Annotated in this window: 2 tRNA genes and 1 rRNA gene; all 3 read left to right on the top strand. The window is 52.2% G+C overall.

The features are described 5' to 3' along the window. A 16S ribosomal RNA gene (locus tag ABG80_RS11430) occupies nucleotides 1-121 on the top strand; the annotation flags it as partial. A 137-nt stretch (nucleotides 122-258) separates the two neighbouring features. After that, nucleotides 259-335 (top strand) — tRNA-Ile (locus ABG80_RS11425). Nucleotides 336-352: 17 nt separating this feature from the next. After that, a tRNA-Ala gene (locus ABG80_RS11420) sits at nucleotides 353-428 on the top strand. The last annotated feature ends 208 nt before the right edge of the window (nucleotides 429-636 follow it).

The raw sequence follows: 636 nt of genomic DNA, 5'->3' as shown, positions 1-636 counted from the left end.
GGTTCTGCCAGAAGTAGTTAGCCTAACCGCAAGGAGGGCGATTACCACGGCAGGGTTCGTGACTGGGGTGAAGTCGTAACAAGGTAGCCGTATCGGAAGGTGCGGCTGGATCACCTCCTTTCTGGAAAACACTGAAGTCCTTGAATCATCTTCGGGTGGATCAAGAGATGGAAGTCATCAAAAGAAGCGTGCTTCGAAGAATCAGGCACCCACACTTATCGGTTGTTGATTGAGCAAAGAGCAAGAGTGAATACAGTTGGGTCTGTAGCTCAGTCGGTTAGAGCACCGTCTTGATAAGGCGGGGGTCGTTGGTTCGAATCCAACCAGACCCACCAACCTGGTCAAGCACACTGGGGGATTAGCTCAGCTGGGAGAGCACCTGCTTTGCAAGCAGGGGGTCGTCGGTTCGATCCCGTCATCCTCCACCATTCACATGGTGATCATCTTGCTCTTGAGCTTGGGGTTGTAGACCTGAGCGCCATACGGGAAGTGTTCCGGCTGGTGTTGAGGTCTACAGCTGAAAAGCTGTTTGTTCTTTAAAAATTCGTAGAGTCGAAATCAGCGTTGCTGGTGGAAAGCGTCCATTCGTAAAGGGTTGGGCGCACCGTGCCGCCAGCAACATCTTGATTGCGTCAA

This window comes from Aquabacterium parvum (assembly GCF_001447195.1).
In the GTDB taxonomy this organism is placed as follows: Bacteria; Pseudomonadota; Gammaproteobacteria; order Burkholderiales; family Burkholderiaceae_C; genus Aquabacterium; species Aquabacterium parvum.
Note: the sequence above shows the minus strand (reverse complement) of the source record. Positions and strands in the feature narration are given on the sequence as shown.